Origin of the sequence: Flavobacterium microcysteis (assembly GCF_006385255.1) — a bacterium.
In the GTDB taxonomy this organism is placed as follows: Bacteria; Bacteroidota; Bacteroidia; order Flavobacteriales; family Flavobacteriaceae; genus Flavobacterium; species Flavobacterium microcysteis.
Genome location: NZ_VFJE01000054.1, coordinates 167,928 through 193,627, shown reverse-complemented (window position 1 = coordinate 193,627; position 25,700 = coordinate 167,928). Strand labels below are relative to the sequence as shown.

Below are 25,700 nucleotides of genomic sequence, written 5' to 3'. Positions count from 1 at the left end.
ATGATTGGTAAAACTCATTTTTTAGGAGACAATCCTATCAATAATGTAAAAGAGGACTTGTTTAATTTTAAGCATTATGCTGAAAAAGTCCAAAAACTTATCCAATTAAATTCAGATAATCCAGATCCAATTACTATTGGTATCTATGGAAAATGGGGAGAAGGAAAGACCTCTTTGTTAAATTTAATTGAGAATAAAATTGAGCATTTTGAAAAAAATAAAGATGCGAAAGAATATCTAAAATATCATTTTAATCCTTGGCGATATTCGAACGAGGATGAAATGCTTTTCGAATTTTTCGATGGTTTAGCCAAAATGTTTTATGTTGAAAAGAAAACCATTCTGCAAAAAATTGGAAATCAAATCACCAGATATAGTAAATATTTAAAGGCAATAAAAATCTCTACTACAATTGGAATTCCAAGAAGTTTAGGAACATCTGTTTCATTTGATGCAAATAAAATTTTTGAAGCCCTAGGTGAGGATTTGGCAGGAGAACAAATTACATTAGAATCCTTAAAGAATAAAGTAAATGATTCTATAAATGATGCAAAATTTAAAGTAATCGTTTTTATAGATGATATAGATAGGTTAGATAAGAATGAAATTTACACCATTTTGAAACTTATTAAATTAAATGCAAGTTTTAATAATTTTATTTTTATTGTTAGTCTTGATATTGATTATGTTTCTAAAGCCATTAAGAATAGATTTGGCGAAGAAAACAATGATGGCAAAATGTTTTTAGAAAAAATAATTAATATACCAATCCATGTTCCCAGAATAGAACAAGTCGATTTAAAATTTTTTTTTGAATCCAAGCTTTTTCAAATTAAGAATGCATTGAATGTCGAAAATAAAGAAAGGTTTAATGAAGCGTTTAAGGAAATAAATGGGGAATTTTCAGGATATTATTTTGAATCGCCAAGAGAAATTATAAGAACTTTAAATAGTTTTTTTATTAGTGCGTTTGCAATAGGCGATGAGGTTAACTTAAGAGATTTGTTTTGGATTGAGTATATAAAAATTAAAAATGAAAAGTGCTATAATACGATAAAAAATTATTCAAATAATACAGTTTTTGTTGGAAAAATCATTGATTTTAATGATAGTATTGAAAGAGGAGAGACCCCAAATGGTATGCGAAAACATCTGATGGGTAATTTTAATAATGTCGCAAGAGTTATAGATTTTCTTTTTCCAACGCAACAAACGGCTTATAGCCAACAGCAGATAGGTCCAGATATTTTAGAAAAAGAATTAAGAATAAACTTTAAAGACCATTTTGAAAAATATTTTTCATTTCATATAATGAGGAAGTTTTCAGCCAATAAAATTATAGAGATAGAAAAATTAATTGCCGAAAAAAGCGAAGATGGTTTGATAACCACAATTGAAAATCTTTTTTTAGAACAAACTCAACAAAATAAAGTTTTTGATAAGATTGAATTTCTAATAAAGAATATTACGGTTAAAAAAGGCCGTAATTTCTTTTATGAGTTTATGCTTAAAAATATATCCATTATACCTGAGTCAGGAATAGATATGTTTGGTTTAGATTATAAATTAAAGCTAATCGAATTGATTGGTTCAAAATTATCCTCTGATTCTGAAAACGATAATAAAGAAATTTCATTAAGATTATCTCGTTTTCTTGATTTAAATAAACTTTGTCATTATTCGAGAAAATTTAAAGATTCAGTTATCAAACCAGAGTTAATCAAATTAATTTCTGACAAAGCAGAAAATGAGTTTACAACAGAAGAACCTTTTTATTTAATTCTACAGAATTCAAATAAGATGATAATGCATTATTGGAAAGAAACTAATCATGAAGCATTCGACAAGTACATTAAAGATACACTTATTAGTGAAGAAAGAATTGGTAAATTAATAAGAAATTTTCCTGGTGTTTGGAATAATGCTTACATAGGAGCTTTAGAATATGATAATTATAGCTATTTAAAAGAATTGATAAATGTTGACTTTATTTATGACAAATTATCTGAATTTAATCCAGTTCTTGTAGAGAAAATCAACGATAAAAATGATGCCCAATTTGATGATTATAATGAAAATTCTGAAGAAGATAATTTAAAACAATTTATTTTTTGGTATAAATTTGAAAAACTAAAATCAGAAAATAAACAATAATTTGTCGGGTATTTACATCCATATTCCCTTTTGCAAACAGGCTTGCCATTATTGCGACTTTTATTTTTCGACTTCCATGAAAAAGAAAGAAGAAATGGTACAGGCGCTGGTAAAAGAAATTCAGATGCGGAAATCGGAATTTGAAAACGAAATCGTAGAAACCATTTATTTTGGTGGCGGAACGCCTTCGGTATTGTCAGATGCGGAACTGGCTTTTTTGATTGATGCCGTATATGCCAATTTTAAAGTGGCAGAAAATCCAGAAATTACTCTGGAAGCCAATCCTGACGATCTATCAGATGACCGTATTATTGGATTAGCCGGCAGTCGCATTAACCGTTTGAGTATTGGTATTCAGTCCTTTTTTGAAGACGACCTCAAAATGATGAATCGTGCGCATAATGCGGAAGAAGCCAAAAAATCTTTAGAAACAGCAACACGCTATTTTGACAATATTTCTATCGACCTGATTTATGGCATTCCCGGAATGACAAATGAAATGTGGAAACAGAATATAGAAACAGCGCTGCGTTTTAATATCCCGCACATTTCAAGTTATGCCTTGACGGTAGAGCCCAAAACGGCTTTAAAAAAAATGATACAGACAGGAAAAGTTTCTGAACCTAAAGATGATGTGGCTCAGGAGCATTTTATGATTCTGGTAGAATTGCTTCAGGAATACGGATTCATACATTATGAGCTGTCTAATTTTGGCAAGCCAGATTATTTCTCTAAAAACAATTCAGCCTATTGGTTAGGGAAAAAATACATTGGCATTGGTCCATCTGCGCATAGTTATGATGGAATTTCCAGAAGCTGGAATATTGCCAACAACCCAATCTATCTAAAAGAAATTGAAGCAGGGAAATTACCAAGCGAAGTCGAAATTTTATCAGAAAATGACCGTTATAATGAATATATCATGACAGGTCTTCGCACTATATGGGGCGTTTCGCTTGAACGCATTCAAAAAGAATTTGGACAAGAAGTGTTGGGATATCTCCAAAGGCAATCGGAAAAGTTTATCGCTGACGGATTGCTTGCTGTCGAAAATAATATCTTGAAAACAACACCAAAAGGAAAGTTTTTGGCAGATGGAATTGCAAGTGATTTGTTTTTGATAAATTTGAATGATTAAATGTAAAAGCCACACGGGTTTTTGCAAAAAGGAATCAAAACATTCAACAATGATTGCAAAAATCCAGCATAATAACCAAAATTTTGAAGTTGATCTTTCGAAGCCCATTGATATTTCCATCACATTGACAAATACAGATGAGAATCCTATCGCCTGGTATATAGAAAAACCTGTCATTGAGCCTGTTCGCTTTGGACATTGGGTAGGGAAGGTTTCTGAAGGAAGTTCCTCGACCAATTTCAATAATATCTTTTTCAATCCGCACGGACATGGAACGCACACAGAATGCTTAGGGCACATTACAAAAGAATTCTATAGCATTAACCAATACCTCAAAACCTTTTTCTTTACAGCAGAATTAGTTTCTGTCGAACCGGAACCTCGGGGAGAAGATTTGGTAATAACCAAAAACCAGATAGAAAAGGCATTAGATGGAAAATTTCCCGAAGCCATTGTAATCAGAACCTTGCCAAATGTTGACGAAAAACTTTCCAGGAAATATTCGGATACTAATCCGCCTTATATGGAAGAAAAGGCAGCAGTTTTTATCAGAGAAAGAGGAATCAAACATTTGCTGATTGATCTGCCAAGTGTTGACAAGGAAAAAGACCAAGGAAAGCTATTGGCTCACAAGGCATTTTGGAATGTAAAAAACACTCATGACCTGAATGATGATGCCCGATTTGATGCGACGATTACAGAGCTAATTTTTGTAGCTGATGAAGTAGAGGACGGCAGTTATCTGCTAAACCTGCAAATAGCTTCTTTTGAAAATGATGCAAGCCCAAGTAAACCTGTTTTATATAAGATATGATAAGAATTTCTACAGATAAAGACAAATTGGATATTTCGTTTATCCACAAATTCCTGACCAACACCTATTGGGCAAAAGGAAGAACTCTTGAAGAAGTCAAGACAACTATTGAGAATTCTTTCTGTTTTGGAATTTATACCAATGGAAAGCAGATAGGATTTGCAAGAGTGGTGACCGATTATGCTGTTTTTGCGTATATTATGGATGTTTTTATAGTGGAAGAACAGCAAGGAAAAGGATATTCTTCACTGTTAATGGACAAATTATTAAATGAGCCTGCTTTCAAAAAAGTCAAGACATGGCGACTGGCTACAGCAGATGCTCACTTTTTATATGAGAAATTTGGATTTGGAGCATTGGCCAATCCGGAAAAACAAATGGAAAAAATAATAAGAGAATGAACATACAAGCCTATTTTGAGTACTGTCTTTCTAAAAAAGGAGTAACAGAACATTTTCCTTTCGATGAAGACACGCTGGTTTTTAAAGTTGGCGGAAAAATGTTTGCACTTTCTTCGCTTAGCGGCTGGGAAAAAGGAACACCGTCTATCAATTTAAAATGTGACCCGGAACGTGCAGAAGAACTGCGAGCTGAGTTTGACGATATAAAACCGGGCTACCATATGAGCAAAGTCCATTGGAATACAGTTTCCTTGCATGGTGATGTTACGGATAAAATGGTAAGGGAACTTATTGATCATTCCTATGATTTGGTTTTCAAAAGCTTAACAAAGAAAATCCAAACTGAAATTATTGAATTAAAAAATTAGGTATTACTTTTGTAGATATAAGTCTACAAATTCAGCAACTGAAAGATGAAAGAACAAATTAAAAAGTTTTTAAACGAAGAACAAGATCCAAAAGCAATCGAAAAGATTACTTCAAAACTGACCGATCTACTCATGAAGAATGAGGAAATAGGCTATATAGGAGTGCAAAAAAAACCGGCTATTACGGTTTTTCCAGATAGTATTGTGCTTACAAATAAAAGAATTATTATCTGCAAGCCTAAAAATTTAGGACTGTCGATGGATTTCACAGATTATACATGGGATGATATTGCCGGAACTTTTGTAAAAGAGAATATCTTAGGTTCCGAGTTTTCATTTACAACTAAAACGGATTTGACTATTTCTATCGATTATCTTCCAAAAACGCAAGCAAGAAAGATTTATACTTTTGCGAAGGAACAATTAGATACATTAAAGAATGGCCCAGTTGTCGCAGCACAAGCTTTTGTTGAGGAGCCAGTGGTAGAAGAATTCCAGGAAAAAGAAATCGTTGCAGAAACGTTCGCTGAGGTTGAAGAGCCGGAAGTTATTGAAGAAGTAGAAACTGAAGAAGTAACCGATTTTGCCGAAATCATTCCTGTTTCTCAATCAGGCTACCGAGATGAAAAGCAATATCCGGACGAAAAGCCTGAAGTTGCAAAGGAAAAAACGTTAGGAGAATTGTCTCAGGATGAACTGTTCGAAAAACTGCAGAATTATAAAAAATTGTTGGACAACGGACTCATCATGCAAGGTGAATACGATGCTTTGAAGAAAGAAATTTTAAGTCATATGTAACGACCATGAGCAAGGATATAGAAAACCTGATACCGCATAGAGCACCCTTTTTATTTGTAGATGAAATTGTGTCTGTAGATAAAGAGCAGATAGTCGCCATTAAGACTTTTGACGATACGAATTTTATCTTAAAAGGCAGTTTTCCGGAATTTAATTATGTTCCCGGAACTATCTTGTTGGAATCGATGGCACAATGCGGCGGAGCAGGTGTTCGGTTATTGGGAGTCACCAATGGGATCTTTGCTTTGGCTTATATTGAAACGGCAGAATTTTTAAAAGGCGTCCTATTTGGCGATCAGGTGAAGTTTGTTATCCAGAATTTGCGATTAAGCGAAAAGATAATCAAGCAATCCGGAAAAGCGTATGTCGGTGACGACATTGTTATGGAAGGCTCTTGGATGAGTATCCGAATTGAAGAAGCCGTTTAGGAATAAAAACTTTGATATAAAAAAGGCGAAAAGTATCCGATACTTTTCGCCTTTTATTTTTGGTTATGCTGTACTATAAAGTACGTTTTTGTTTTTCTACAAAATTATGGGCTTGCAATTCCAAAAGTTCTTTTGCCTTTTTGCGTTGCAAGTCGAATAATCCTTTATCCGTAGCGATATCTTCATAAACCTTATCGTGCATCTGAGCGCTGGTTTTTACAAGTAGTTCTCTCTGATACTTATCCTGGCTGATTGTAGCTTTTAATGCAGTTTCTATATCTTCCAGTTTAAAATCGTATTCTCCTTTTGGAGACAACAGCTTTGCAATAATTGGAGAAGTTTCAATCGCCAGAAATAACAGCATGATAAAAAAGGATGGAAGCCAAGGCAATTTGTTCAATGCATTGATTCGTGCCATAAGTCCGTCAAATCCATCAATAATAGGTTGGGTTTCGGTTACTTTTTTATCCTGATCAGCCTCCAATTTTTTCGACAGTTTTTCTGTTTCTGCAATTTTAGCCAGATTATTTTTTCTTAAAGTGTCCAATTCTGATTTAGCCAAATCATGCTTTGCGATCTTTTCTTTAAATACAGGACCTTTGCCGAGTTTTTTAGTTCCGGCAGTTCCTTCTGCTTCAGCTATATAAGTTTCATACAAAGTATTAACCTCTTTTTCTTTTTTTACAATTTCCGATTTGAGACTATCGACTTTGGCTTTGTTTTTTTCAAGATCCGATTTGAAATAATTGGCAACTTCTTTTTTGTTATTCAGCGCCATTGCGTTCTTTTCTTTCAAAAGCACGGTGTCGATTTCCTTTTCGAAGATTTTAATTTCCAATGGTTTTGAGATTACAATGGCAATAATTATAGCCAGGGCAATCCTTGGTGTTGCCTGTATGAATTCGTTAGAAAAGCTATCTCTTTTTCGAATTGTTGAAACTATAAAACGATCCAGATTAAAAATCAATAATCCCCATACAAATCCAAAAAATACGGCTGCATAGACATTGTCAAAAACGGTATAAAGTGCATAACTGCTGGCGATAAATGCCATAACTGCAGTGAAAAATACGGTGGCTCCAATTCCGGCATATTTATTTTGCTCGCCATTGGAACAACTTTCGATGATTTTTTTGTCTACCCCGGAGCAGACAATAAAGAAGTCTTTTAACATAATGATTGATGATTAGAATATTGGAAACGTGTCCAATATTATGATTGATGATGATGTCTGCAAAAGTAACGCCAAATTTCAAGAAATGTTATAAAATGTTGATATGTTTTGGCTTAGGGATAAAAAAATCCGCCGAAAGGCGGATTTATAATGGAGATTATAACTAACTACAAATTTTTCCCTTTTGTATTTATGAGACTCCTATTTGTCGTATTTAATTCTTGATTATTTTATCAAAAATTTCAACCTTATCCAGCGGATATTTCTCCGGAGCCTTACCCATCTGTTTTTTGTCAAAATAGTTGTGTGTGTAAAAATGGAATTGAAACGGCTGCGGATGTTTTTGGGTTCTGGCGTTTTTCATCACAGAACTTCCAAGGACATAGGCAATGTCTGACGGACTATAGTTGTTCAGTTCTGTGTTCTTTACGTTTACATCGTCAATCCAAATAGCATATTTTTTTGCATCCTTATAGTCTTCCAATTCTGCCGCAGTAGGTGATTTCTTGACATGACCTTTAGGAATTCTCAGATAGGGTTTAAAGCGGTCTTTTTCTTTTGGAGTTAATTCTTCGTAGGTTTTGTCTAAAATAATGTCTTTGCCCTGTAATCTGTCCTTTGTCCAGGTTCCGGTTTTATAAATAATAAATCGTACTCCTTCAAAATAAGCTGCCTCATTGGTTTGGTTATTTTCATTAGCTTGATTCTTCTTCCAATTAGAAATAGGCAAATGCATTTCACTGTCTTTAACTCGCTCTCCGTTTATCCAAACTTCAGGCTCTTTGTCTTTAGCAGCCGTTTTTTCTATACATGAAGCAAATATGAGTCCTGCTAAAATAGGCACTAAGGCTATTTTTTTAAGCAAAGCTCTTGATTTTGATGTGTTTTTAGTCATCATAATTAATCGTTTTTTGGTTACTGAAAAATTCAAATTACTGGCCAAGTAAAAGTTGCTGTTCCAAGATGCCTTTTCGATAAGCAGATTTTGGTAAAATGGAACATTTTTATGAGATTCTACCACGTTTTCGTCTGCGAGAAATTCGTGGTTGAGTTGTATTGCTTTTTTGTAAAAGACCAATATCGGATTGAACCAAAATAAGGTCTTCACTATTTCAATGAATAGCACATCGTAAGTATGTTTCTGTCTAACGTGTGTCAATTCATGCGTATACAGTTCTTCCTGTATATTGTGGCTGTTATAATCATCTTCATTTATGAAAATGTATTTTAAGAACGTATGCGGTAGCTGTTCTTCTTTAGATAAGACCAGTGTGGAACAATTAAAAGCGACCGTTCGGCTTTTTTTAGTTTTTAGGATTAAGCTGTAGATGTTTTTTCCGAATCGTATAACCAGGAATGCCGTAGCCAGAGCGTATAAGCTCCAAAGTACAATCGGCATATAATTCGTTTCCGCTTCCTGTATTGTAGTGACTCTGGAAGCGATTACCTGATCCTGAGTAGGTGTCAAAACCGGAGCCGGAGCCGGAACCGATTGGGATACTAAAGGTTTTGGTAAAGATTCAACCGCTACTTCAATTGTAATAAAAGGAATCGCAAAAGAAAGAACCAGGCTGAATAAAAGATAAAACCTATTGAATCTGTGCATTTTTTCTTTTTCTAAAAAAAGATAGTAGATGCCTAATAGTATGATCAGGCTGACGGTCGATTTTATGATGAAGTCTGTCATTTTTTCTTTTTTTGAGTTCTTTGTTAATAATCTTTTGAAATTCTTCTATTTCGGATCGGGTTCAATTGTGAAAATGAAACAAATTGTATTCCAGAATTATTTAAGGAATTCTTAGTAGCCTTTTGTATTGTGTTAGCAATAGATTTCCTTTTGTCCGTTTTCTTATGGAGAAACTTAAGCTGTTTTTTTAATTACTGTTTTGAAAATTTCCATTTTATCACCTACATATTTTTCAGGAGCTTTTCCCATTTCATTTTTGTCAAAATAATCATGTGTGTAAAACCAATACTGAAATGGTTGTGGATGTTTTTTGGTTCTGGCATTTTTTAAGATCACACTTCCTGAAAAAAAGGCAATGTCGGCAGGCTTAAATTTATCCAGTTCACTATTTTTAACATTCACGCCATCAATCCAGACAGCATAAGATTCTTGATTTTTAAAACCATCCAGTTCATTCTGAGTAGGAGACTTTTTTACATACCCTTTTGGGATTATTGATATCCACGGTTTTAAACGTTCTTTGTCTTCCGTAGTCAGTTCTTCATATACTTTGTCAAATAGGATGTCCCTACCTTCCAATTTCTTTTTTGTCTGAATACCAGATTTGTAAATAATAAACCTTACGCCTGCAAAATAAGAGGCTTCTCTTTCTTGGATATCATTAAGAGATTGCATATTTTGTGGATTATAGGTTACGGCATCATTCCAATTAACACCTGCTTTTGCTGATTTGTTTTCTTTTGCAATAGCTGAATTTTCTATACAAGAAATAAATATCAAACCAGCTAAGACCGGCAATACAGCTATTTTTTTGAGCAGTGCTCTTGATTTTGATGTGGTTTTCGTCATCATAATTAATCGTTTTTTGGTTACTGAAAAATTCAAGTTACTGGCCAAGTAAAAGTTGCTGTTCCAAGATGCCTTTTCTAAGAGTAGGTTTTGGTAAGATGGAACATTGTTATAAGATTTCACCACTTTCTCATCTGCGAGAAATTCATGGTTGAGTTGTATTGCTTTTTTATATACAATCAGTATTGGATTGAACCAAAAAATAGTCTTTAGAAGTTCAATAAATAAAATGTCGAACGTATGTTTTTGTCTGGCATGGGTCAATTCATGAGTGTATAATTCTTCCTCAATATTTCGATTTTCATAGTCTTTCTTATTGATAAAGATATAATTCAAAAAAGTATAAGGCAAAATCTTTTCTTCTATTAAGACCAATGTTGCACCACTGATTTTTTCTTTTCTATTATTCTTGATTTTATTTCTGACTTTATTGATGTTCAGAAAAAGCCTGATTGCCAAAATAAAAGTTATTAATGCATATAAAATCCACAGAATTGATGTGGTGTAATTTGTAGATTCTTCTACAATAATAGGAGCTTGCCTAGGTATTTGTTCTATAATAGTCGGAACTTGTATAGGCATAACGATTTCATGATAAACCGTTATGGTTATAAAAGGAATTGCCAAAGAAAATAGCAGGCTGAATAATAGAAAAAACCTATTGAATTGATGCATTTTTTCTTTTTCAAAAAACAAATAATAAATTCCAAATAAGAAAGCTAGGCAAGCTGTTGATTTTAATAAAAAGGCTTCCATTTTTAATGAAAATTGATTCGTTTTCTATGTATTTCTAGAGTCTAAATATATTGGTATATTATATTTAACTCTTACCGCTTTTCCTTTTAAATTTCCTGGATGCCATTTTGGAGAGGTTTTTAACAATCTCACAAATTCTTCTGCTGTTCCATTTCCTAAATCTTTTAGGATTTTAATGTCTGATAGACTTCCATCAGTTTCAACTACAAAAGAAGCAATGACATTTCCTTTACCTTTAAAATCAGAAGGTATCTTGTATTCTTTTTTAACAAATTCGTGAAAAGCCGGTATACCGCCTGGAAACTTTGGCACTGAGAGCCCATCATCAGATTTCCCTGGCGAAGCTTCGTAAATCTTCTGCGTTTCTTGCTTTTCTAAGATTGGTTCTTCTGTTTTTATAATTTGCTCTTTAGTTGCTAACAGAGTTTCTTCTTTTTGATTGCCTGTTTCAGAACATGAGAAGAAAATCAGGCCGGCTAAAATTGGCAGTACCGATAATTTTGTGAGCAGTGCTCTCGATTTTGATGTGGTTTTAGTCATCATAATTAATCTTTTTTTGGTTACTAAAAAATTCAAGTTACTGGCCAAGTAAGAGTTGCTGTTCCAAGATGCCTTTTCCAAAAGCAGGCTTTGGTAAAAAGGAACATTATTATAGGATTTCACGACTTTTGCATCTGCAAGAAATTCGTGGTTGAGCTGTATTGCTTTTTTGTAAAAAATCAAGATTGGGTTAAACCAAAAAAGAGTTTTTAAAATCTCAATTATCAGAATATCAATTGTATGCTTTTGTCGGACATGCGTTAATTCGTGGGTATATAATTCTTCTTCAATATTTCGATTTTCATAGTCTTCTTTATTAATAAAAATATAATGCAGGAAGGTATGAGGTACTATTTTTTCTTTAACCAGAACTAAAGTTGAGTTTTCAAATTTTTTCTTTGGGTTTGATTCTATCTTTTTGGTAATCGTCAATAGATTTTTTACAAATCGGAAAATGAACATAGAAGTTATGGATATATACAAAATCCATAAAAACGATACAGAATAATCGGAATGCTGTTTTATCGAAATGGCTTGGGCTTGTATTGTTTGAACTGCATACGGAATCAAATTTTGTTGTAATTCTTCATGTACCGGTTCAAATTTGATAAACGGGATCGCAAATGAAATCACCAAACTGGCCAAAAGATAAACTCTGTTGAAAGTGCTCATTTTCTCTTTTTCCAGAAAGAGAGTATAAACACCCAAAAGGATAAGCTGGCAAAGTGATGATTTGATTAGGAAGTCGATCATTTTTTCTTTTTTTGAATTTCTTTGTCAATAATCTTTTGGAGTTCCTCCAGTTCTTTTTGTGTCAGATTGGTTTCCTTCGTAAAGAAAGAAGCGAATTGTGAAGCTGAATTATTAAAGAAATTTTTAATCAGCCCATTTACGTGTTTAGAAAAATAATCCGATTTTTCTACTAAGGGATAATATTCTCTTGAGTTGCCAATTTCATTATAGCCTACAAATTTTTTATCGGCCATTCTCTTTAATAAAGTGGCTATGGTTGTTGTAGCTGGTTTTGGTTCCGGATAACATTCAAGCAGGTCTTTCATAAAACCTTTTTCTAGTTTCCAAAGATGCTGCATCAATTGTTCTTCTGAGTTGGATAATTGCATGGGTTTATTGTTGTATTTCTATTTCGTTAATTGCATTGCCGTTTTCGTAAGTCCTGATTCCTAACAGTTGGCCATTTTCATTATAAAATTTCCAATCACCGTTGTAAAACCAATGGATTTCTTTTTCCGTCACGACCATTTTTGTATATCCTTCTGTCATTACTTTGCCGTTTTCATGATAATAAATGGTATGGCAGATATCATTCTTATATTTTTCTTCCCGAACTAACTTTTTATCAGAAAACTGTCGGTGAGTACCTTTTCCAATCCCATTTCTATATCTTCCAACGCTTTTATATATTTTACCTTCTATCGTATCAAATTCGACCCATCTTCCAACGCGTTCATTCTTTCGAATCCGATTGGTCTTGCAACCTGATAGGGTCAAAATGAATAGCAATGCAAAAATTTTGGGTGCTATTTTTTTAATCCTCATTCTGTATTTTTGTAATTACTCTACAAATGTAGAAATAAAATTCAATTCTACAAGTGTAGAGCGTATTTTTTTTGAAATAAAAAAATCCACCGTATAGATGGATTTTTAAAATTATATGTGAAGTATACTATTTATTGGCTTTTACCTTGGGTATGCTGTCTCTTTTAGCATTGGAAATTGTATCCACAATAATCCTGCCTCTGAAAAATACTGGCTTAGGACTTAAATTTACTTTGTCATCAGTTAATTGGATGCCTTTAGGAGTCTTCTTTATTAATTTCCTGACAGGAATATGTCCTTTAGATTTTATAACAAGGAGGCGTCCGTATTGCAGTTCGTTTTCTTTTAAAACTTCTTGTACGAAAAGGTCAAATTCTTCTTTCGTTAGCTGTTCTTTGCTTTCATAAAGATATCGATGTCCTAAAATTTGGGGTTTGTGCTTAAGAGTGTCGTTTACTGCCGGATTTATAATTTTTATACTGTCCGGCAAAATAGTCATTGAATTTGATGGAATAGGAACGACTTGTTTTGCAGGGAGCAGACTGATCCTTTTAAAAGGAATACGTTTTCTTTTGGTGGTATCAGAAGTTGCTTTTTCGATATTTTCCTGAATGTTACGGTTATTGTCGATTTTTACAATTCCTTTATCTTTTGTAATGGTCTCCTTTTTCACAGGTGAAGGTGTCTGCTCGGATTTATCTGAAAATAGATATATAAGAAGTAATACCAATGCAATTGCCAGAATTAAGAGCGCTATTTTCTTTAAAATAGCATTGTTCGAGATTGGAGAAGTTTCAGGTCTTAGTTCTTTATTGATTTTATTCCACAGTATATCCGAAGGCATTTCATCAAAGGAATTGCTCCTGGTTTTAAAGAAATCATATAGCTGATTATCAGTCATGGTTTTAGTTTTTAGATTGTGAATTGAAAAAAATCTTTTTTAATTTTTCTTTGGCATAATTCAATTGCGACTTTGATGTTCCTTCCGATATGCCAAGTTTTTCGGCAATTTCCGCATGTTTGTATCCTTCAATGGCGTAGAGATTGAAAATAATCCGGGCTCCTTCGGGCAGAATTGACAGTATGGTATCGATGTCTTTTTCTTGCAGGCTTTTAAGGACTTCATTTTCATTAGCAGATTGGATGTTTTCAAGAGGAAACTCATTCGAAAAAGCGGTCTTCTTACGCAATTCCATCAAGCAGCAATTGACCGTGATTTTTAAAATCCAACCTTCAAAACTGCCATCATTTTTAAACTGATTGATCTTTTGGAAAACGGTTAGGAAAGAATTCATAGTCATTTCCTCAGCACGCTCACGGTCCTTCATATATCTTTTGCAGATTCCAAAGACTTTCGGTCCATAGGTTTTGTAGACACTGTTTTGAATTTTAGCGTCTTGTTTTTGGCAGCCAATAATGAATTCGTTTTCTGACATTGAATTATTCTTTCTTATTGATAAAAGGAATTTCTGAATAAATAGGTGGGACGATTTCTTTTCCTTGTGAATTTATAAAACCAAATTGATCATCTATGCAAACCAACGCCCAATCTTCTCTATATTTTCCAAATTTCTCGATGTACTCGTACTTTGGCTCAACGACAAATTTTCCGGTAGTATCGATAAAACCGGTTAGATCTCCTAAAATTTCAACACGAGCCCAATTTTCTTTGTACTCTCCAAATGGATAAATCATTGTAAAAAGTGGCGGTACGATTTCTTTACCCTCTCGATTTATATAACCCATTAATCCGTCCGGGGCATATACCAAAATCCATTCTGCGGGATTTTCTTTTTTAGAAAGATCAACTGCGGTAGGCTCTATGTTGTTTTGGGCATAGCTTGTAAAAGAACAACCCAGGATTGCGAGCATGAATAAATAGTTTCTCATAGTTCAATATAAGTTTAAAGGTCTTTCTTATAAAGATGCGAAACGTTTTAAAAAGGTTGGAATAAAAAAATCCGCCCATTTCTGAGCGGATGTGTTAAAAGTTTATAGGTAAAGTTAAAGCGGTTCTCACAGGAATCCCGTCTTTTAATCCGGGCTTCCATTTAGGTGAAGCTTTTAAAACTCTAATCATCTCTTTGCTTGTTTCATGTCCTGCACTACGTATAATTTTTATATCTACAACACTTCCATCCAAGTCAATAACAAAAGCCGTTACAATTTTTATGGGGCCTTCAACATTGCCAGGGACTTTGTAGTTTGCACTAATATATGCAGCAAAAGCTTTCATCCCTCCCTCAAATTGAGCAGGAGTGTTTTCGGTTGCAGAATAAACTTTATTCTCATCCCAATTTACTTGTTGCAGAATTTCTTCTTTTTTAAGTTTAGGACTTTCCGTTTTTATAGGCTGACTTGTTTCTTCTTGGGCATAAGCAAAACTATTACACAAAAGAAACAATAAAAATAGAGCTAATCCTTTTAGGGTATTAGAGTGATGATGTGTCATGATTACTTTTTAGAAAGCTCCACAAAATATTTATAAAACAACGGAATAGTCTCAATTCCTTTTAAATAATTGAATACGCCAAAATGTTCGTTAGGTGAGTGGATGGCATCGCTATCCAAACCGAATCCCATTAAAATAGTCTTGCTTTTTAATTCTTTTTCAAACAAAGCTACAATTGGAATACTTCCTCCAGAACGAACAGGAATTGGTTGTACTCCAAAACTTTCGTTATAGGCTTTTGCTGCTGCCTGATAACCGATGCTGTCAATTGGAGTTACATAACCTTGTCCACCGTGATGCGGTTTTACTTTTACTGTTACGCCGCTTGGAGCGATACTTTCAAAGTGTTTTGTAAACAATTCTGTGATTTCATGCCAGTCCTGATTTGGAACCAAACGCATTGAAATTTTAGCAAAGGCTTTGCTGGCAATAACTGTTTTTGCTCCTTCTCCGGTATAACCTCCCCAGATTCCATTGACATCTAAAGTAGGACGGATGGAGTTTCTTTCGTTTGTTGTATACCCTTTTTCACCATAGATATCGTTAAGATCAAGCGCTTTTTTATAAGCCTCTAAAGAGAAAGGCGCTTTAGCCATTTCAGCTCTTTCGGCGTCCGATAGTTCTTCTACCTTATCATAGAATCCCGGAATCGTGATGTGGTTGTTTTCATCATGAAGTGAAGCAATCATTTTAGCTAAGATATTAATAGGATTCGCTACAGCTCCACCATATAATCCGGAATGCAAATCACGATTTGGTCCTGTAACTTCAACTTCTACATAGCTCAATCCGCGTAATCCTGTTGTAATTGACGGCTGCGTATTGGAAATCATTCCCGTATCCGAAATCAGGATGACATCATTTTTAAGTTTTTCCTGGTTTCTTTCCACAAACCAGCTTAAGCTTGCTGAACCGACTTCTTCTTCGCCTTCAATCATGAATTTTACGTTACATGGCAGGTTATTGGTTTGTACCATATATTCCAACGCCTTAACGTGCATATACATTTGTCCTTTGTCATCGCAGGCACCTCTGGCAAAAATGGCACCTTCCGGATGCAAATCCGTTTTTTTGATAACTGGTTCAAAAGGAGGTGAAGTCCATAAATCCAATGGGTCTGGCGGCTGAACATCATAATGCCCGTAAACCAATACTGTTGGAAGGTTTTTGTCAATTATTTTTTCTCCGTAAACGATAGGGTATCCTGGTGTGTCGCAAATTTCAACAAAATCACAGCCTGCTTTTTCCAGGCTAGCTTTGACAGCATTAGCGGTATCGATAACATCTTGTGAATAGGCAGAATCTGCACTGACAGATGGAATCTTCAGTAAATCAATAAGTTCGTTGAGGAAACGTTCTTTGTTTTTCTGAACGTAATCTTTTAAAGTATCCATGAAAGGTAAAATTGATATGTTGTTTGCCAAAAATACAAAAAAAGAATTTTTATTTTTTTTTAATTTTTTATTTGAAAGTTCAAAACTATGACTATATTTGCACCTCGATTGAGACACTAGTCAAAATCAACTGTCTACTGCGGGTATGGTGAAATTGGTAGACACGCCAGACTTAGGATCTGGTGCCGCAAGGTGTGTAGGTTCGAGTCCTATTACCCGCACAAAAAGATAGCCTGTTTGCAAAGCAAACAGGCTTTTTTGTTTTCTTCAAGTTGCCTCTTTTTGAATTGTTTTCCAAACGATCAATTTACAGTTGTATAATGCAGAACTGCATTCGTATAAAAGCTGCCTTCATACGTATAAAAGCCCCGATTTCTTTTTTTTGATCCTTCTATTTTTATCCCATCAATCAAAAAAAGAAAATCATGAAAACAAAAAGCATTACAGCATTATTGCTGTTAATTGGGGCTTTTGCAAAAGCTCAGGACTGCAAAAACTATTATTATTTTTCAGAAAACACATCAATCGAAACCAGAACGGTTTTAACTGATGGAACTTTTAAAGAAAGAGAAGTTGCCAAACCGACAGATGTAACGGTAAACGGCAATGAGATTTCCTCAGTTTATTCGTCAATAAAGTATGATAAGAATGGAAAAGCAGGCGAACCACAGATTGCAAAAATTAAATGTGATGGAAGTGGTTTGAGAATCAGTTTCCAAATGCCTATGATGGATGACGGAGTACAGCCTCAAGAGCAATATCTGTTCTATCCGGCAACGATGAAAGCCGGTCAACAACTGGAATCTAAAGTTGAATTTGTTATCAACGGAAAGGTTAAGGGAAAAAAAATGAATGTGACTTTCAAGATTAAGGACAGAAAGGTAGTTGGCCCGGAAAAAATCAACACACCTATGGGGATGAAAGACTGCATGAAGATCCGATTTGATTTAGATGTCCGATTCAAAATTATTGGAATAGGGATACCGATGAAATTAGAAATTCACGAATGGTTTGTTCCCGGATTTGGAGTTGTGAAAACTGAGGCTCATAAAGATGGAAAGCTTTTGGAAACAACTACGGTTACTGTAACAAAAAACAAAAAATGAGACTGTTATGAAAAGTAAAATCTTGTTTTTTATTTTTTGTATGGGTATTAGCGGGGCTGTTTCAGCACAATCTCCAGTTTTATTTGGTGTTCGCGGAGGGACAAATTTTAGCGGCGCTAAAGGGGATGCATTTACTAAAAAACTTTATGTAGGTTTTGAAGTAGGTGCTTATGCCGGAATCAATTTTATACCTGAATTGGGAATACAAGTCGAAGCACTATATCAGCAGACTCGACTAAGTACGAAGGATTATTTTGTGAATAATGGCACGGGGATAGAAGGTGGAAATAAAAAACTGAATTATTTTTCGATTCCGATTCTGGCTCGTTTAAATCTTAGTTCGGAGTTTTCACTCATTGGTGGACCGCAGCTAAATGTTCTCACGGACAAAGACAAATATCTTTTGGATAATAGGAACGCTGCTTTTAAGGAAAGATCTTCTACGTGGGTTGCAGGGTTTGAATTCATCACCAAGTCCCGACCAAGAGTGAGCATTTACGGAAGAGTTGCCTGGGGTAGTAAAATAGAGAATATAGGAGATGGCACAGATGCTAAAATCATTCGCATGCAATTAGGAATTGTACTGCCTATAATAGGTAACGAAGAAAATAGAAGGCGTTAATTCTAAAAACAAAAATTATTAGGTTTCAATCATCAAAATCAAAAAATCAATCATTTTGTCTGCAAATAAAAAATACATTACATCGCTTTTTATAGATCCAAGGCTAAAACCTTTCCGACATTTGGCTTTGCTATTTAGTCTGTTGCTGTTGTTCAGCCTGGGAGAAGATGTATATGTGTCACCCATGGACGATTATGTGAAAATTGGTGCTATTGTTTTTTTTCTTTTACTACTTTATTTCAATGTTTATGTTCTTGTGCCTTTGCTGCTTTTCAAAGGAAAACCGAACGGTTATTTTTTATCCGTTGTGTTATTGATTGTGATTTGTTTTTGCATTAGCAGCTTCGCCAATGAGCATTTAAAGCCTTATAGGGTTGTGCCCGATTATAATGCCCCCGAATTGATAAAAGGTTTCATAGGCTTCTTTTTTATTCTTTTTGTCATAATTGCGGCATCAACTTCTATAAGGCTATTTCAACAAAGAATAGCCGATCATGAGCAGATAAATGCTTTGGGAAAACTGTCGATGGAGGCAGAGTTAGAGCAGCTCAAAAATCAAATTAACCCGCATTTTCTATTCAATATGCTCAATAATGCCAATGTGTTGGTTTATACCAATCCTGATAAAGCTTCTCAGGTATTGCATAAGTTGAGTGACTTATTGCGTTATCAGCTGTATGATAGTGCCAGAGATAAAGTATTATTGACAGGTGAAATTCATTTTCTCACCGATTTCCTGAATCTTGAAAAGGTGCGAAGAGACAATTTTAATTTCCGTGTTTCAAAAGAAGGCGATATCAGCGGAATACAAGTGCCGCCGTTTCTTTTTATCACCTTTGTTGAAAACGCAGTAAAGCATAACTTGGATCCTGAAAAAGCATCGTATGTAGATATTTTTTTCTCAATCGTAGAGAACGAATTACAGTTTGTTTGCATAAATTCGAAACCTAGCCGGATTGCTAAAACCAGAAAAACGGGAGGACTCGGATTAATAAATGTGAAACGCAGGCTGCAATTGTTGTATGGCGATTCCTATTCGCTATCAGTCAATCAAGATGAGCAACAGTATAATGTCATTTTAAGAATAAATATATGAACTGTATAATAGTAGATGATGAGCCATTGGCACGTAAAGGATTGCAGATTCTTATTGAAAAGACAAATGATTTGGAGCTACTGGCAAGTCTTTCCAATGCAATTGAAGCAGCAAAATTTCTCAAAGAAAATTCTGTAGATCTAATTTTTCTGGATATCCAGATGCCGGGGAATAACGGAATTGAGTTGGCTCATGCCGATGCCGGCGACAGCCTGATTATTTTTACTACAGCCTATCCGGAATATGCCATTGACAGTTATGAGGTTGATGCGGTAGATTATCTCTTAAAACCGATTAAGCCGGAACGCTTTAATAAGGCGGTACAAAAAGCATTGACCTACCGTTCTTTGCTGGATGTTACCCATATAAAAAGTAGTATTGAGGAAGTCAATGCAGATTATTTCTTTGTAAAGGCCGACCGAAAAATTTTCCGGATTGATTTTGATGACATCCTTTTTATTGAAGGCTTAAAAGATTATGTCGTAATCCATACCCATGCACAGCGACTAATTACGGCTATGAATATCAAGACAATCCATGAAAAACTACCGGTTAAAAACTTTGCACGTGTTAGCAAATCGTATGTTGTCAATATACAGAAAATAAGCTCCTTTGATAACAATACGGTTTTTATCCAAAAGCAAGAAATTCCAATAGGGAACAACTACCGTAATGATTTTTTTGAGGGTTATGTTTCTAAGAAGTTACTGCGAAGGTAAAGGCAATATTTTGGTTTAATTAACATTCGTAAGACTGCTTAAAAAGCCATTTTGTGCTAAATTTACGCTTCAATAAATTTTTTAGATGAGAAAAAAATCCTTTTTCATTTTGTTGGCTATTGGAAATATGCTGACAATTGAAGCGCAAGAAAACAAGCAAAATATGAATCCGTTTTTTCAGCCGTATAGTACGCCATACGAAGTCCCACCGTTTGATAAGATTAAAAATGAACATTTTAAGCCTGCTATTTTAGAAGGAATAAAAAGACATGAAGCAGAAATTAATGCTATTGCAAATAATACGGCAGCTCCTACTTTTGAAAACACCATATTGGCTATGGAAAATGCAGGAGAACTGTTGTCGAATGTGAATATCGTATTCTCCAACCTGAATGGAGCCAATACAAACGAAGAAATGCAAAAAATAGCTAAAGAGGTTTCTCCAAACCTGGCGGCTCATAGCGATAATATTTACCTGAATGAAAAATTATTCGCAAGGGTAAAAGCAATCTGGGACAAAAAAGAATCCCTGGGATTGAATCTTGAACAGTCAAAAATTCTGGAAAATCTGCATAAGGCTTTTGTCAGAAGTGGTGCAAATTTAGCAGCTGCTGATAAAGATAAGCTTCGTAAGATAAATGCAGAACTTTCGATGACCTCTTTAAAATACGGGCAAAATATATTGGCTGAAACCAACAAGTATGAGTTGGTAATCACAGACAAAAAAGATTTGGCCGGACTGCCTCAGGAATTGATAAATACAGCGGCAGACGATGCAAAAGCAAAAGGCAAGGAAGGAAAATGGGTTTTTACACTTTCAAATTCCAGTGTGATGCCGTTCCTTCAATACAGTTCGAACAGAAAGCTGCGTCAGGAAATCTGGAATGCCTACCAAACACGTGGCAACCACGATGATGCTTTAGATAATAAAGAAAATGCAATCAAGCTGGCCAATCTTCGAGGAGAAAAAGCAAGATTGCTAGGTTACAAATCCCATGCGGCTTATGTATTGGAAGAATCGATGGCTAAAAATCCTGGGAATGTTGCAAAACTTTTGAATGATTTATGGAAGCCTGCTTTGGCGATCGCTAAGACAGAGGCATCAGATATCCAAAAGATGATGGATAAGGATGGGGTTAAAGATAAAGTGAAGCCTTACGATTGGAGATATTATACTGAAAAAATCAGAAAGCAACGTTTTGATCTGGATGAGCAAGAGCTAAAACCTTATTTTAGCCTTGATAATGCCAGAAACGGTATTTTTCAAGTAACTGAAAAGTTATACGGTTTGAAGTTTAAACAACTGAATGATGTACCAAAATATCATGATGAAGTTACCGTATGGGAAGTTACAGAAGCAGACGGAACACACGTAGGTATCTTGTATATGGATTTCTTCCCAAGAGCTTCTAAAAGAGGCGGTGCATGGATGACATCGTACAGAAGCCAGAAAACAGTTGATGGGAAAAGAAAAGCTCCGGTGATTTCCATCGTATGTAATTTTACAAAACCAACAGGCGATACACCAGCATTGTTGACATTTGATGAGGTTACTACTTTCTTCCACGAATTTGGTCATGCTTTGCACGGATTACTTTCGAATGTTACCTATAAAAGTCTTGCAGGTACAAGCGTACCAAGAGATTTTGTAGAGTTACCATCACAGATTATGGAAAACTGGGCTGCCGAGCCAGAAGTTTTAAAAATGTATGCGAAACATTATAAAACAGGTGAAGTTATTCCTGATGCACTGATTCAGAAATTACAGAAGTCAGGAACTTTTGACCAAGGATTTGCAACAGTTGAATATCTTGCAGCTTCTTTCTTAGATATGGATTATCATACACAAACAGCTCCAATCCAATTGGATGCCAATACATTTGAGAAAAACTCTATGAAAAAGATTGGTTTGATTGATGCAATTATTCCAAGATATAGAAGTACGTATTTCAGCCATATTTTTTCTGGAGGCTATTCTTCGGGTTACTATAGCTATATCTGGTCGGGAGTTTTGGATACGGATGCTTTTGAAGCCTTTAAGACGACAAATCTTTTCAATCCGGAGAAAGCAAAATTATTCCGCAAAAATGTACTTGAAAAAGGAGGGACTGAAGATCCGATGGTTTTGTATAAGCGATTCCGTGGTGCAGAACCAAGTGTAGAGCCGCTATTAAGAAAACGTGGACTCGATAAAAAAGAAGAACCTGCTAAAAAGATTAGAGGTTAATAAAAAAAAGCCCTTGACAACAAGGGCTTTTTTTTATCCGTGATATACTCGTGAAGCGATAATCTTTCCGTTTTTTACTTCCAAAACTTCTGCTACCAGCATATCGTCTTCGCCATCAACGGTCCTTACATATTCCATAAAAACACGGTCGTTGTTAGGTGTCAGAGAAGTGACTTTATAATGCAAAGAAGGCAAGCGTTCAAAAGCATCTTTCCACCATTCACGAAGTGCTTGTTTCCCGGTTACATACCCATTGGTTTCAGGTTTCCTGATTTTTAGCTTCGGACTGAAATGTTTTGCTTCATCATCATATAGATCTAAAAGTTTTTCAAGTTGGTGTGAGTTGAACGCATCAAACCATTTAAATGCGATAGATTGCAATATTTCAGGTGTCATAGTGTTTTTTTTGATAGAGGAGCAAAGCTACAAAAACAAAAAATCCCAAACTTGATTTTGGGATTTAGTTGCATTATATATTTTTCAAATTGATAATTTCCTGTTCTGTCAGGAATCTCCAATTTCCTCTCGGGAGATTTTTCTTAGTAAGTCCTGCAAAAACCACACGGTCAATTCTTAGAACGTCATAGCCAAGATGTTCAAAAATATGGCGTACTACTTTCACATTAGCCGTACGTAATTTTAATCCGATTTCACTTTTTGGCTCATCGTCAATATAGCTGATTTCCTCAACATTAACACGATGGTTATCTATAGTCAAGCCTTTCCCGATTTTTTCCAAATCCTCGAATTTCAGGTTCTTGTCTAATGATACCTGATAGATTTTTGAAGATTTTTGATTTGGAATCGTGAATTTTCTGATCATGTCTGTATCGTTTGTAAACAATAACAAACCTGTTGTGTTTTTATCCATACGGCCTACAGGCGACAAGACAGCTTTTGTAGCACCTTTAACCAATTCCGAAACATTTCTGTGTTCAAAACCTTCATCTAAAGAGGTTGTGAAGTTTTTTGGCTTGTTTAGCAAAATGTATTCTTTCTTTTCTGGTGTCAGTAAGGCACCGTCAAAATTTACTACATCAGTTGCTTTGACAAGATATCCCATTTCAGTAACGGTAACACCGTTTACTTTTACATTTCCGGATTGTATATAGATATCAGCATCACGACGTGAACATACTCCCGAATTTGAGATGTATTTGTTCAAGCGCATTTCATCTGCTGCTTTTTGTCTTTTTGGAGCCTGGTTTGGTTTTTTCTCAGTTTTTTCAGCAGCTGCATCAACAGCTGGCTTATTTTTTTTAGGTCCTTGGGCTCTTTTTGGCAATGGCGGTTTTGATTTTCCAAAACTGCTTTTTCCTCCTGGTCTGTTTGAGGCATTGCGTCTGTTGCCTCCTTCATTCTTGTTCATTCGCGTCTAAATTTGTGCAAAGATAGCGAATTGGAGGCTTTAAAAGCCCATGGAAGTGAAAGTTAGCAAAAATTGATAGCTAAAAGGATTTTCTTTCCGTGCCAAAGTACAGCCGGTTCAATTAATACGATACAGAAAACACCTGCTACGATAATGAATTTTAATAGATTGTGAAGTTTTAGAAATTCATTACGGGTATTTGATTTCCAAAGTTTCAACAGGAAAAAAATTAGTGTCATCAGGCAGAAATAGAAATAGATGACCATATAGCCAACTTCATAAATGTCTACTAAAAGATAAACTGGAATAATGGTGAGGGTGGTCAATGCCGTAATGACTTTTTTTGATACGGATTCGCCATATACTACAGGGATTGTTTTGTAATCGCTTACAAAATCTCCTTTCATATTTTCAAGATCCTTAACCATTTCCCGAATTAGGATTAGTAAAAACAAAAAGCTTGCATGGCCAAAGATGATTCCTATTTTCTGCCAGTCGTATTCATAATATTGTCCTTTGAAAAAATACAAAAGGATTCCAAAGAACGGAAAGATGGCCAATATAGAAGCGGTAAGGTTTCCGATAATCGCATATTTTTTAAGCTTATGCGAATAGAACCAGATCAGGAAAATATAGGCTGAATAAAAAATGCTGACTCTCCAGGAAACAAAATAAGCCAGGAAAACAGCCAGGAAGTTTAATCCGAAATATACATATAGTTTAGTTTTTTGGCTCACCAGTCTATCCAACATGGATTTATTCGGCCGGTTGATTAAGTCTTTCTGCGCATCATAAAAGTTATTGATAATATAGCCTGAAGCAATACAGAAACTGGAAACTAAAACAAGAATAAAAAGATTGACATCTAAAATAACATCTAATGCTCTTGTGTTTTCCGGAGCCAATATGAATATCGCTGAAAGATACTGTGCAAGAACAATAACAGGAATATTATAGCCGCGTACTACAGAAAACAAACTGATAATTTTCATTACTAGAAGTTTGTTTTTTCTGCTTAACATGTCAGGTATACTATTTTGAGTTTGAGGTAAAAAATACTATGCCATATCCTAACGGCTTGCTTTTATGAATGGAGTGGGAGTTTTTTGTTAAAACTGATAGACTACTTCTAATTTGTAGTCTTTCAAAGCTTCTTTCGCTTTTTCATAATCATGCGTAAACCCAAGAATATAGCCTCCTCCGCCTGAACCGCAAAGTTTCAGGTAATAGTCATTCGAATCCAATCCTTTTTGCCAGATTCCGTGGAATTGTTCCGGAATCATAGGCTTGAAATTGTTTAGGACAACTTTGGAAAGCTTTTTAGTATTGGAAAGCAATGATTTGACATCGCCATGAAGGAAATCATCAATGCTGGCGTCAGTATATTTTACGAACTGGTTTTTAACCATAGCTCTAAAGCCTTTGTCTTTTAGGCTTTCCATGAAAATGCTAACCATAGGAGCAGTTTCTTTTACCATTCCGGAATCCAACAAAAATACGGCTCCTTTTCCTTCCAGACTTTGGGTAGGAATTCCGGTAGCCTCAATATTGTCGTGTGAATTGATAAGTATAGGAATGCTCAGGTAGCTGTTTAGTGGATCCAATCCAGAACTCGTTCCGTGGAAAAAAGATTCCATTTTTGAGAAAATCTGTTTCAGTTTCAGCAGCTTTTCACGTGTCAGGTTTTCAAGAACCGTGATTTTGTTTTCGGCATATTGGTCATAAACGGCTGCAACTAAAGCACCGCTGCTTCCAATTCCGTAGCCTTGTGGAATACTGGAATCAAAATACATTCCGGCTTCTACATTGCGCTTTAATAGCTCAATATTAAAAGTCACCAATTCCGGATTTTCTTGCTGCATGGTCTCAAGATAAGCCACAAAGCGCTTCAGGCTGGCATTGGATTTTTGGGCTTCATCAGTATGATTGTTATCTACTTTCAGTCCGCCATTGAAAAAATTATAAGGAATGGACAAACCTCGGGAACCTTTGTTGATAGCGTGTTCACCGAAGAGTAATATTTTTGAGTAAAATAATGGTCCTTTCATGTC

At 35.0% G+C, this 25,700-nt stretch carries 27 protein-coding genes and 1 tRNA gene; 13 read left to right on the top strand and 15 right to left on the bottom strand.

Annotation, left to right across the window (positions count from 1 at the left end; genetic code table 11):
• From FJA49_RS09830 to FJA49_RS09800, 7 genes are read left to right on the top strand one after another with little or no spacing between them, the layout of a single operon-like run.
• Complete coding sequence (locus FJA49_RS09830) at window positions 1-2,154, top strand: KAP family P-loop NTPase fold protein (RefSeq protein ID WP_140000806.1); 2,154 nt, start codon at window positions 1-3, stop codon at window positions 2,152-2,154.
• Window position 2,155: 1 nt separating this feature from the next.
• On the top strand, window positions 2,156-3,292 hold the full coding sequence (hemW, locus tag FJA49_RS09825; RefSeq protein ID WP_140000805.1) for a radical SAM family heme chaperone HemW: 1,137 nt from the start codon (window positions 2,156-2,158) through the stop codon (window positions 3,290-3,292).
• A 49-nt stretch (window positions 3,293-3,341) separates the two neighbouring features.
• The gene (locus tag FJA49_RS09820; RefSeq protein ID WP_140000804.1) at window positions 3,342-4,106 is read left to right on the top strand and encodes a cyclase family protein; all 765 of its coding nucleotides are present in this window, start codon (window positions 3,342-3,344) and stop codon (window positions 4,104-4,106) included.
• The gene (locus FJA49_RS09815) at window positions 4,103-4,507 is read left to right on the top strand and encodes a GNAT family N-acetyltransferase (RefSeq protein ID WP_140000803.1); all 405 of its coding nucleotides are present in this window, start codon (window positions 4,103-4,105) and stop codon (window positions 4,505-4,507) included. The genes FJA49_RS09820 and FJA49_RS09815 overlap by 4 nt, the downstream gene beginning before the upstream one ends.
• Window positions 4,504-4,875 (top strand): MmcQ/YjbR family DNA-binding protein, encoded by a 372-nt coding sequence (locus FJA49_RS09810; RefSeq protein ID WP_056072056.1) that lies wholly within the window; start codon window positions 4,504-4,506, stop codon window positions 4,873-4,875. Before FJA49_RS09815 ends, FJA49_RS09810 begins: the two co-directional genes overlap by 4 nt.
• A gap of 45 nt (window positions 4,876-4,920) precedes the next feature.
• The gene (locus FJA49_RS09805; protein ID WP_140000802.1) at window positions 4,921-5,673 is read left to right on the top strand and encodes a PH domain-containing protein; all 753 of its coding nucleotides are present in this window, start codon (window positions 4,921-4,923) and stop codon (window positions 5,671-5,673) included.
• Between the two features lie 5 nt (window positions 5,674-5,678).
• Window positions 5,679-6,101, top strand: coding sequence for a 3-hydroxyacyl-ACP dehydratase FabZ family protein (locus FJA49_RS09800; protein ID WP_140000801.1), 423 nt, complete (start codon window positions 5,679-5,681; stop codon window positions 6,099-6,101).
• Between the two features lie 73 nt (window positions 6,102-6,174).
• Here the strand turns inward: FJA49_RS09800 and FJA49_RS09795 are convergent, their stop codons facing one another.
• The 11 genes from FJA49_RS09795 to FJA49_RS09745 all read right to left on the bottom strand — a co-directional run bounded on the left by FJA49_RS09795 (window position 6,175) and on the right by FJA49_RS09745 (window position 16,510).
• The gene (locus FJA49_RS09795) at window positions 6,175-7,275 is read right to left on the bottom strand and encodes a DUF4407 domain-containing protein (RefSeq protein ID WP_140000800.1); all 1,101 of its coding nucleotides are present in this window, start codon (window positions 7,273-7,275) and stop codon (window positions 6,175-6,177) included.
• Window positions 7,276-7,489: 214 nt separating this feature from the next.
• Window positions 7,490-8,962, bottom strand: a complete 1,473-nt coding sequence (locus FJA49_RS09790; protein WP_140000799.1) for a M56 family metallopeptidase — start codon at window positions 8,960-8,962, stop codon at window positions 7,490-7,492.
• A 174-nt stretch (window positions 8,963-9,136) separates the two neighbouring features.
• Window positions 9,137-10,567 (bottom strand): M56 family metallopeptidase, encoded by a 1,431-nt coding sequence (locus FJA49_RS09785; RefSeq protein WP_140000798.1) that lies wholly within the window; start codon window positions 10,565-10,567, stop codon window positions 9,137-9,139.
• Window positions 10,568-10,591: 24 nt separating this feature from the next.
• Entirely contained in the window at window positions 10,592-11,860 is a 1,269-nt protein-coding gene (locus FJA49_RS09780) for a M56 family metallopeptidase (RefSeq protein WP_140000797.1), read from the bottom strand.
• On the bottom strand, window positions 11,857-12,228 hold the full coding sequence (locus tag FJA49_RS09775; protein ID WP_140000796.1) for a BlaI/MecI/CopY family transcriptional regulator: 372 nt from the start codon (window positions 12,226-12,228) through the stop codon (window positions 11,857-11,859). The genes FJA49_RS09780 and FJA49_RS09775 overlap by 4 nt, the downstream gene beginning before the upstream one ends.
• Before the next feature lie 4 nt (window positions 12,229-12,232).
• Window positions 12,233-12,664 carry a toxin-antitoxin system YwqK family antitoxin gene (locus FJA49_RS09770; protein WP_140000795.1) on the bottom strand — a complete coding sequence of 144 codons (432 nt, stop codon included), beginning with the start codon at window positions 12,662-12,664 and terminating at the stop codon, window positions 12,233-12,235.
• A gap of 127 nt (window positions 12,665-12,791) precedes the next feature.
• A complete protein-coding gene (locus FJA49_RS09765) occupies window positions 12,792-13,565 on the bottom strand; it encodes a hypothetical protein (RefSeq protein ID WP_140000794.1) in 774 nt (257 codons plus the stop codon).
• 4 nt (window positions 13,566-13,569) lie between these two features.
• Entirely contained in the window at window positions 13,570-14,100 is a 531-nt protein-coding gene (locus FJA49_RS09760; RefSeq protein WP_140000793.1) for an RNA polymerase sigma factor, read from the bottom strand.
• 4 nt (window positions 14,101-14,104) lie between these two features.
• Window positions 14,105-14,554 carry a WG repeat-containing protein gene (locus FJA49_RS09755; RefSeq protein WP_140000792.1) on the bottom strand — a complete coding sequence of 150 codons (450 nt, stop codon included), beginning with the start codon at window positions 14,552-14,554 and terminating at the stop codon, window positions 14,105-14,107.
• 94 nt (window positions 14,555-14,648) lie between these two features.
• A complete protein-coding gene (locus FJA49_RS09750) occupies window positions 14,649-15,116 on the bottom strand; it encodes an energy transducer TonB (RefSeq protein WP_140000791.1) in 468 nt (155 codons plus the stop codon).
• Window positions 15,117-15,118: 2 nt separating this feature from the next.
• Window positions 15,119-16,510, bottom strand: a complete 1,392-nt coding sequence (locus FJA49_RS09745) for a dipeptidase (RefSeq protein WP_140000790.1) — start codon at window positions 16,508-16,510, stop codon at window positions 15,119-15,121.
• A gap of 139 nt (window positions 16,511-16,649) precedes the next feature.
• Here FJA49_RS09745 and FJA49_RS09740 point away from each other — a divergent pair.
• From FJA49_RS09740 to FJA49_RS09715, 6 genes are all read left to right on the top strand, one after another.
• A tRNA-Leu gene (locus FJA49_RS09740) sits at window positions 16,650-16,731 on the top strand.
• Window positions 16,732-16,935: 204 nt separating this feature from the next.
• Entirely contained in the window at window positions 16,936-17,616 is a 681-nt protein-coding gene (locus FJA49_RS09735) for a TapB family protein (RefSeq protein ID WP_140000789.1), read from the top strand.
• A 7-nt stretch (window positions 17,617-17,623) separates the two neighbouring features.
• Window positions 17,624-18,238 (top strand): outer membrane beta-barrel protein, encoded by a 615-nt coding sequence (locus tag FJA49_RS09730; protein WP_140000788.1) that lies wholly within the window; start codon window positions 17,624-17,626, stop codon window positions 18,236-18,238.
• Between the two features lie 55 nt (window positions 18,239-18,293).
• Window positions 18,294-19,334: a sensor histidine kinase gene (locus FJA49_RS09725; protein WP_140000787.1), complete on the top strand. Its 1,041-nt coding sequence runs from the start codon at window positions 18,294-18,296 to the stop codon at window positions 19,332-19,334.
• A complete protein-coding gene (locus FJA49_RS09720) occupies window positions 19,331-20,053 on the top strand; it encodes a LytR/AlgR family response regulator transcription factor (RefSeq protein WP_140000786.1) in 723 nt (240 codons plus the stop codon). The genes FJA49_RS09725 and FJA49_RS09720 overlap by 4 nt, the downstream gene beginning before the upstream one ends.
• A gap of 85 nt (window positions 20,054-20,138) precedes the next feature.
• Complete coding sequence (locus FJA49_RS09715; protein WP_140000785.1) at window positions 20,139-22,280, top strand: M3 family metallopeptidase; 2,142 nt, start codon at window positions 20,139-20,141, stop codon at window positions 22,278-22,280.
• A gap of 33 nt (window positions 22,281-22,313) precedes the next feature.
• On the opposite strand, the gene FJA49_RS09710 is transcribed toward FJA49_RS09715, so the two are convergent.
• From FJA49_RS09710 to FJA49_RS09695, 4 genes are all read right to left on the bottom strand, one after another.
• Entirely contained in the window at window positions 22,314-22,676 is a 363-nt protein-coding gene (locus FJA49_RS09710; RefSeq protein ID WP_140000784.1) for a nuclear transport factor 2 family protein, read from the bottom strand.
• 73 nt (window positions 22,677-22,749) lie between these two features.
• Window positions 22,750-23,649: a pseudouridine synthase gene (locus FJA49_RS09705; RefSeq protein WP_140000783.1), complete on the bottom strand. Its 900-nt coding sequence runs from the start codon at window positions 23,647-23,649 to the stop codon at window positions 22,750-22,752.
• 62 nt (window positions 23,650-23,711) lie between these two features.
• A complete protein-coding gene (locus FJA49_RS09700) occupies window positions 23,712-24,671 on the bottom strand; it encodes a geranylgeranylglycerol-phosphate geranylgeranyltransferase (RefSeq protein ID WP_140000782.1) in 960 nt (319 codons plus the stop codon).
• A gap of 87 nt (window positions 24,672-24,758) precedes the next feature.
• A complete protein-coding gene (locus tag FJA49_RS09695) occupies window positions 24,759-25,697 on the bottom strand; it encodes a mevalonate kinase family protein (protein WP_140000781.1) in 939 nt (312 codons plus the stop codon).
• Window positions 25,698-25,700: the final 3 nt, after the last annotated feature.